Origin of the sequence: Longimicrobium sp. (assembly GCA_036389795.1) — a bacterium.
In the GTDB taxonomy this organism is placed as follows: domain Bacteria; phylum Gemmatimonadota; class Gemmatimonadetes; order Longimicrobiales; family Longimicrobiaceae; genus Longimicrobium.
In genome coordinates, this window is the sequence record DASVWD010000257.1 from 1 (window position 1) to 7,861 (window position 7,861).

At 70.2% G+C, this 7,861-nt stretch carries 5 protein-coding genes; 3 read left to right on the plus strand and 2 right to left on the minus strand.

The annotated features are described in order from the left end of the window. Window positions 1-279 precede the first annotated feature (279 nt). Window positions 280-1,587 (minus strand): hypothetical protein, encoded by a 1,308-nt coding sequence (locus VF746_29730; GenBank protein HEX8696636.1) that lies wholly within the window; start codon window positions 1,585-1,587, stop codon window positions 280-282. 21 nt (window positions 1,588-1,608) lie between these two features. Further along, complete coding sequence (locus VF746_29735; GenBank protein ID HEX8696637.1) at window positions 1,609-4,602, minus strand: SusC/RagA family TonB-linked outer membrane protein; 2,994 nt, start codon at window positions 4,600-4,602, stop codon at window positions 1,609-1,611. 457 nt (window positions 4,603-5,059) lie between these two features. Between VF746_29735 and VF746_29740 the strand changes: the two genes are divergently transcribed. The 3 genes from VF746_29740 (at window position 5,060) to VF746_29750 (ending at window position 7,173) form a co-directional block, all read left to right on the plus strand. Further along, window positions 5,060-5,533 (plus strand): GNAT family N-acetyltransferase, encoded by a 474-nt coding sequence (locus tag VF746_29740; protein HEX8696638.1) that lies wholly within the window; start codon window positions 5,060-5,062, stop codon window positions 5,531-5,533. Window positions 5,534-5,848: 315 nt separating this feature from the next. Continuing rightward, entirely contained in the window at window positions 5,849-6,355 is a 507-nt protein-coding gene (locus tag VF746_29745) for a TonB-dependent receptor plug domain-containing protein (GenBank protein ID HEX8696639.1), read from the plus strand. A 275-nt stretch (window positions 6,356-6,630) separates the two neighbouring features. Further along, window positions 6,631-7,173: a hypothetical protein gene (locus VF746_29750; GenBank protein ID HEX8696640.1), complete on the plus strand. Its 543-nt coding sequence runs from the start codon at window positions 6,631-6,633 to the stop codon at window positions 7,171-7,173. Window positions 7,174-7,861: the final 688 nt, after the last annotated feature.

Consider the following 7,861-nt stretch of genomic DNA (forward strand, 5'->3'; position numbering starts at 1 on the left):
GAACAGATTGGGAATCACACAGAGGACACAGAGAACACGGAGGAACTGAAGACGCGATTGAAGTTTCTCTGTGTTCTCTGTGTCCTCTGTGTGAGGCTTTATCAGAAAGCTGTACCCGAACGATGCTCTGCAAAGTGGTATGAGACATGGCAGTTGCGGATCTCGATCCCGAACGATCCCCGTCAAGACGGCACGTGACGAGAAAAGAGCCTCCCCCGGGCCGCTGCCCGGGGGAGGCTCTTCACTGCCGGCTGCTTCGCTGCCGAGCCGTGGAGCGGCTCAGAAGTTGGGGTTCCCGATCTCCTCGTTGAGGCTCGGGACGAAGCAGGTCGCGGTGCCGTACGTCGAGTCCGGGAAGCGCGGGCTGACGCGCGTCCCCGAGGGGAAGAAGTCCAGGTTGTAGAGCCGGATGTAGCGCCGCAGGTCGCCCAGGCGGTGCCCGTCCAGGAAGAAGTCGCGCCGGCGCTGGTCGATCAGGGCGGTCAGGAACTCCGCCGGGGTGATGGTCGACGGCAGCGCCGCCTGCCCGCCCACCGCGCGGCGGGAGTTCACGAACGCCAGGTTGGTGGCGTTCAGCCCCTCGGCCTCGGCCCGGATGTACTGCGCCTCCAGCCCCGAGGAGACCCGGATCGACGTGCTGCGCGTGTACTGCTGGTTCGCGATCGTCGCCGTCGGGTTGAAGCCCCCGAACGAGGTGCCCAGGGTGGGGATGAACAGCGGCGTCACCCGGTCGTGCCCCGTCACCGAGGAGGTGCCGTGGCGCACGCGCGGGTCGTTCAGCCCGCGGAAGGCGGCGTCGACCCCGATCCACCGGCCCGTCGAGCCCTGGGTGGCCCCGAAGAAGCCGTTGTTCATGTTGATGTCGTCGTAGAACACGCGCAGCTCGAACGCCGCCGGGACCTGCGCCGCCAGCGCCGCCGCCTGCGCCTTCTCGCCCAGGTTCAGGTACGCCCGGGCCGCCGACACCCGCGCCAGGTTGATCATCGAGTCGGCGCGCGCCGCCGCGCCGCCGGCCGTCCGGAAGGCGTTGGCGATGTTGACGGCCTCGTTCGCCCGCGAGATGGCGATCCGGAACATCGAGTCCGACGAGATCGCCGGCTGCGCCGGGTCGACCGGCGCCTCGCACATGAACTCGCCCAACAGCACGTAGCTGAGCGCGCCGTAGGCCTGCACCCGCGCCATGCGGAGGCTGCTGGTGGCGCTGTCGCCCAGCACCCGCGTGAGCCGGGCGCCGAAGCTGTCGGCGGCGGCGCGCGTGCGCTGCAGCTGGTTGTACACGTCGGCGTTGGCCGAGGTGTTGGTCTTGTCGATCTGGCGCAGGTCCACCTGCTGGATCTGCTCGAAGTTGTGGCCGGTGTTCGCCTCGTCGGTGAGCACCGCGCTGTAGAGCGCGAGCTCGTCGTACATCAGGTTGAACCGGGCCACCACCCCCGCCTCCAGCTGCGGCGCCAGCACCGGGTCGTCCAGGTCGGCGTCGGAGAAGGTGGCCGGGTTGTCTACGTTGAGCAGCGCGTCGCAGGCGGCCAGCCCCGCCAGTCCGAAGACCAGCAGGAGCCGCCCCGCGCGCTTGCCGAGAGTGTGCCTCATGCTTTGCGTCTCCCTACGAAGTTAGAAGCGTACCGTGACCGAGGCGGTCACGCGCCGCGTCGGCGGAATCGAGTTGGTCTCCGCGAGCGTGAAGTCGCTGACGGCGGCGTTCACCTCGGGGTCCGTCCCGGTGTAGTCGGTCCAGGTCTTCAGGTTGCGGGCCGAGACGGTGAGGATGACCGCCTCCCCGCCCATGCGGCGGGCGAAGCGCGACGGCAGCGTGTAGCTGGCCGAGATCTCGCGCAGCTTCACGAAGTCGGCCTTCTCGATCCACTGCGCGCCGGCCCCCGACAGGAGGATGCGCCGCTGCAGCGAGTCGGCCGCCGGGTCCACCGTCTCGCGCGTCACCTGGTCGAGCGTGCGCGTGCGGCGGGTCAGGTTGATCTGGTAGAGCCCGCCCTGGTGGTCGAGCTGGAAGCCCAGCGCCAGGTTGCGGAACACCCGGAACGTGTTGTCCCACGAGAGGGTGCGGGTCGGCTGGTTGTTGCCGAAGTACACCGTGTCGCGGGTCACGATCAGGTTCCCCTGCGCGTCGCGCAGCAGCTCGCCGGTGACGGGGTCCACCGAGGGCACCGTGCCGTAGAACTGGCCCAGCGGCGCGCCCTCGGCGATGCGGACTCCCACGTTGGTCAGGCTGAAGCCGGTGAAGATCGGCTCGTCGCGCACGCCGCCCCACGACTCCAGCCGGTTGCGGTTCGTGGAGTGGCTGACCCGGGAGGTCCAGGTGAAGTTCTCGGTCTCCACGGCCAGGATGTCGAGCGCCAGCTCGGTCCCGCGGTTGGAGATCTCGCCCACGTTCTGGAGCACGCTGGCGGTGAAGCCGGAAGACGGCGCCGCCGGCACCGGGATCAGCGCGTCCTTGGTGAGCTTGTTGTAGAAGGTGAAGTCGACGCCGATCCGGCCGTTCAGGAACGAGCCGTCGAAGCCCAGCTCGTACTCCTCGCCCTTCTCCGCGTGCAGCTCGGGGTTGCCGAAGCTCGAGGTGACGAGCGCGGGGCGCGCGGTCAGGTCCGACTGCACCACGTTGGTGACCGCGAAGTTCCGCTCGGCCGAGTACGGGTCGGGCGCGTTGCCGGCGCGGCCCCACGCGGCGCGCAGGCGCAGCTGGTCCACCCCGGGCACCGAGAAGAACGGCTCCTCCGAGACCACCCACGAAGCGCCCAGCTTGGGGTAGACCACGAAGTCGAAGTCCTCGCCGAACGCCGAGTTGTCGTCGGTGCGCAGCCCCGCCGTGATGAACAGGCGGTCGCGCCAGCCGAGCTGCTCCTGCGCGAAGAAGCCCACCGTGCTCTGCTCCGACTTCCCCTCGCTGGCCGTGTTGGTGACCGCCAGGCCGATCAGGCTCACGTTGTTGCTGGGCAGCCCCTCGGCGTTGCCCTGCAGCGAGCCGAAGCGGTTGGCGATCACCTGCGTGCCGAAGGTGAACTCCGAGCTCAGGTCGCGCCGGAAGTCGGCGGAGAGGGTGCCCGCGTAGTCGAAGGTGTAGAGCCGCGCCACCGGCTTGTACTGGTAGCGGGCGCCGGTCGCCGCCACCGCGCCGTAGGGCGCCTTCCCGGTGAGGTCGATCTCGAAGAACCGCACGTTGTCGCGGTTGCTGTAGTCGAAGCCGCCCGAGATCCGGTTGCGGAACCAGGAGAACGGCTGCCAGCGGACCGTCGACGAGAAGATGAAGCGGTCGGTGCGGGTCTCGTCGTCGAACGCGTTGATCTCGGTGGGGGAGAGGTTCGCCCAGCCGATCCCGAAGTTCCCCTGGCGCCCGGGGATGGCCCGGTTGGCGTTGCGGGTGACGCTGTTCGACGAGTTGTCGGAGAGCGGCAGCCGGGTCCACATGCGGTAGTAGCCCGAGTTCACGTCCAGGCTCAGCTTGTCCGACGGGGCCACGGTGAAGTTGCCGCGGGCCGCGATCCGCTCGAACTCGTTGTTGAAGACCACGCCGTCGTTGTTGTCGAGCGTGCCGCTCAGGAAGAAGCCGAAGCGCTCGCCGCCGCCGCGGGCGTCCAGGTGGTACATGCGGTTGTGCCCGGTGCGCAGCGCCGCGGGGTCCTGGCGCAGCAGGTCGGCCGAGATCAGCGACCCCGCCGCTACGCCCTGGCACCCGGGCCACACGGGCTGGTTCGGGAAGAACTGGTGGTTGGCCGGGAAGCGCTCGTCGATGCGCGCCTGCGTGCAGAGCGAGTAGTTGGTGAAGGTGCGCGCGCCCCACTCCTGCTCGCCGTAGCTGGCGCGGCCGGAGAGCTGGATGCGCTGCTGGCCGGGGCGGCCCTTCTTGGTGATGATCTGGATCACGCCGTTGGCCGCGTCGGCGCCGTAGAGCGTGGCGGCGGCGGGGCCCTTGATCACCTCGATGCTCTCGATCTCCTGGGGGGAGATGGCGTCGAGCGCCGACTGCGACTGGCCGGAGAGGTCGAAGCCGCCCTGGGTGCCGCCGAACATGCGCACGCCGTCGATGACGTACACGGGGGCGGCCCCGGCGCTGATCGAGCTGACGCCGCGGATGCGCACGCGCGCCGCCGTCCCCTCGGTGCCCGCGGGCGCGGCCACCTGCACCCCCGGCACCCGCGACTGCAGCGCCGCGGTGACGTTGGTGATGGAGGGGGTGCGCTCGATGATCTCGGCGGTGGGGATCTGGGCCACCGCGTTGGGGATCTCGCGGCGCGTGGCCTCGCCGGTGGGCGAGGCGGTGGCCACCACACCCTCCAGGTTGATGGCCTGCTCGCTCAGGGTGAAGTTCTGGGTCAGCTCGCCGCCGTTCAGGGCGACGGACTCCTCCTGCGCGGAGTGGCCCACCTTGCTGGCGCGCAGCGTGACGCGCTGTCCGGCGGCGCCCGTCACCGCCAGGCGGTACGTGCCGCTCGCGGTGGTCACCGCGCCGGTGGTGGTTCCCTGGACGCGTACCGTCGCCGAGGCGACCGGGGCGCCGCCCGGGGTCCGGACCGTCCCGGTGATCGTCGTGCGTTCCTGGGCCAGCACGGCCAGCGGGGTCACCGCCAGACCGAACAGGGCTGCCAGGAACAAACGTGTTTGGCGTACCATCGAGCGTCCTCCGAATCGGTGGAAAGAGCGGTCGGACCGCGCCGGCACGGCGGAGCCCGGCCAGGGAGCCGGGACGCGGGTACGCCCCGGCGAAGAAGCTGTTCGAACAGGTGTCGAAGCGGTTGTACCCGGACGCGGGCCCGGTGGGGAAACCCCGCGCAGTCTCGCGCCGAGGGAGATTTTCCAGAAGATCCGTTAATTGTACAGGGGGCGAAGACTTTGGTCAACTCCCTGCGCCGCAGCCTTTTACAAACGTTAGTTCGCGATTCGTTCGAGACCGCGGAGCGGCGCAGAAGACGCGCCTTCGTCCCTCCCGCCAGCCCGTCCCCGGCGAGCCGGGCGGACGCCGGGAGGCTGGCGCGGTGACCCGCTCCGGCCGAACATGAGGGGCGCACCCGCGGGACGCGTCCTCGTCGCTTTCACACCACGATCCGCCGACATGTCCGCCCTGACGCTCACGATCGAGAACGACGCCCGGGAAGAAGACGTCCGCTTCGTCTACGACCAGCTGGTCGCCTTCAACCGCGCCCACGCGCCGGACCCCGGGTGGGACCACCTGCGCCTCTTCGTGCGCGACGAGGCGGGGCGGATCCAGGGCGGGCTGCTCGGCGAGATCTACTTCGGCTGGCTGTACGTCTCCATCCTCTGGATCGCCGAGGCGCACCGCGGCGCCGGCTGGGGGAGGCGGCTGCTGGCGCGGGCCGAGGCAGAGGCGGCGGCGCGCGGCTGCCGGCACGTCTGGCTCGACACCTTCAGCTTCCAGGCGCCGGACTACTATCCCCGGCTCGGCTACGAGGTCTTCGGGGCGCTGGAGGACTACCCGCCGGGCCAGACGCGCTACTTCTTGCGGAAGCGACTCCGAAGCGACAATATTCTCACCAGGCCATCCGCTCCGGACGGCGGCGGAGGCTGAGCCGCGCATCGGGGAGCGACGCGGGAGAGGGAGAACGGGACGCGGGAGCGGCTGCCGAACCTTCCGGGCGGCCGCCGTCCCGCGCCGGCCCCGCCGCCGCACCGGGCGAGACGGCCGGGCAACGCTCCCGGGCCCCGCGGCTTCTGATGAGGTGCGCGCCTCCCGGCGCGTGCAGTTCCGGAATCCCTCGACAGCAGTACGGAACGGGGCGGCGCGGACGAAACTCCGCCGACCGGCCGGCCGTACCCCCTACCGCGCCTACCGCGACAATCATCGCGGCGGGTCGGCTCCACCCTGCGATCATAGAGGTGCACCATGACGACGACTCGGACGTGGCTGAGCGGGCTGCTCCTGCTGGCGGGCGTCACCGTGTGCGGCACGGGCGCCGCGGCGCAGTCCACGGCGCCGGCGGCACCGGCCTCCCCGGCGCAGACCACCGACACCTCGGCGCGCGGCGCCGCCCCCGCGGCCGACGCGGCGCAGGGCCGGCGCTCCGAGGACACGCGCCCGAAGCGGAGCCGCCGCTTCAGCACCCGACTGGAGGAGGCGGAGATCGCGGAGCTGGCCGTGGCGCACACCGACGCCTACTCGCTGCTCGCCTCGGTCCGGCCCAACTGGCTGCGCACGCGCGGGGTGGGCTCGATGACCCGCCCGGAGCAGGTGCAGGTGTACCGCGACGGCATCCGCGCCGGCGGGCCGGCCTCGCTGCGGCAGATCCCCAGCAACAGCATCCTGAGCATCGAGTACCTGGACGGCAACCAGGCCACGGCGCGCTTCGGCACCGACCACGGCAACGGCGCCATCCTCGTCCGCTCGAAGTAGCGCACCCCCGGAAATCCCGCCGCGGGCGCACCCGCGCCGCGGCGGGCCCGCCGGACCCCCGGACGTCCCGCGCGCCCCCCGCGGCGCGCGGGGACTATCCGTATGTGGATAAATGTGCTAACTTTATGAAAGAGGGCCGCAGGTCCTCGCCTCCGGATCGCCCGCGGTGTGCGTTCCCGCTGACGCACCGCCGCGGGTTTTTCACTTCTCCCCCGGGCCGTCCCGCCAGGGCGACGGAACCGAGGGCACGCGACTCCCACCTGACGAGGATCTCCATGGAAATCGGCTTCGACATCCACGGCGGAAAGCTCTGGGTCGGCCGCCACAGCGGTGACGGCGACACGCTGGTGTTCGACCCGGCGCTCGGGGGGGACTCCTCGGAGTACGTCTCGCTCTTCAGCCTCACGCAGCTGCGCCCGCGCGCCTTTCCGCTGCAGGTGGTGAAGCAGCGGATCGAGCCCGTGTCCGACGCCGCGGAGCGCGCCGAGGCGCTGAAGCGGTACAAGACCTGGCCCAGCCTGAAGGCGGAGCGGGAGCGCGCGCAGGTGCAGGAGCGCGAGGAGGGCACGGCGCGCCGGCGCGAGCAGACCCTGGCCCTGCACCGCGCCTACCTGGAAGCCCGTGGGGTGGCGTACAAGGGCGTGCGCGACAGCTCGGAGGCGTCGACGGGCGGCCCGCCGAAGCGCGCCCGCTCGGTGTGCGGCAACTGCGGCATCCGCCTGGACGACTACGTGGGCACCCGGTGCGTGGCCTGCAACGGGGTGCTCTGCTCGTGCGGCGCCTGCGCCTGCGTGGGGACGGTCCGCAGCGAGGCCTGATGAGTGCGTGAGTGCGTTAGTGTGACTCACCGCCGTCGACGCTGATGTCGAAAGGGGCTCCCGTTACGCGGGAGCCCCTTCGTTTTCGTGACGGTTCGACGGGGCTGCCGTCCGGCGGCAAACCGGGCGCCGGGAAGACCCGGGGTGCGCGGTTGAAGCCTCGCGGGGTTTGCGAGGCTTTCCGTAGTTCAAGCGAGTGTCTTCAGGCACTCGCGAGCGCGGGAGCCTCGGTCCCAGCGCACTCACGCACTCATACCGGATGGAAGGATTGATTGTGCATTCTTCAATCGAAGAGAGGCTATTGCGGCATCAGTGACTGCTTTTCGGAATGCACAACCAATCATCGTATCCGGTATCATCCTCGGATATTCGTGAAATCCTGGATATTCGCCGCGCAGCGTTGCGGCTGTGGCGGGAGGGCGGCCTGTCGGCGGTAGATGTGTGATTTGCGGCATACTGCCCCTTTCCCCACGGGTGACCGGGAGGAGGCTCGGCGTCTCACATTCCCCACCCGGTACTACGCTGGCGTGGGCAGGGTTGGGTGGGCAGGCGAGCCGCGGGCGGGGTAGAGGCGGTTCATCTCGCGTGCGCAGCGCCGCCACAGCGCGGCGCGTGAGGATTCGATCACAAAGGTGATGCGGCGCCCGCTCAGCACCACGCGTGCGGCGGTCTTCAGTACGAGTTGGCG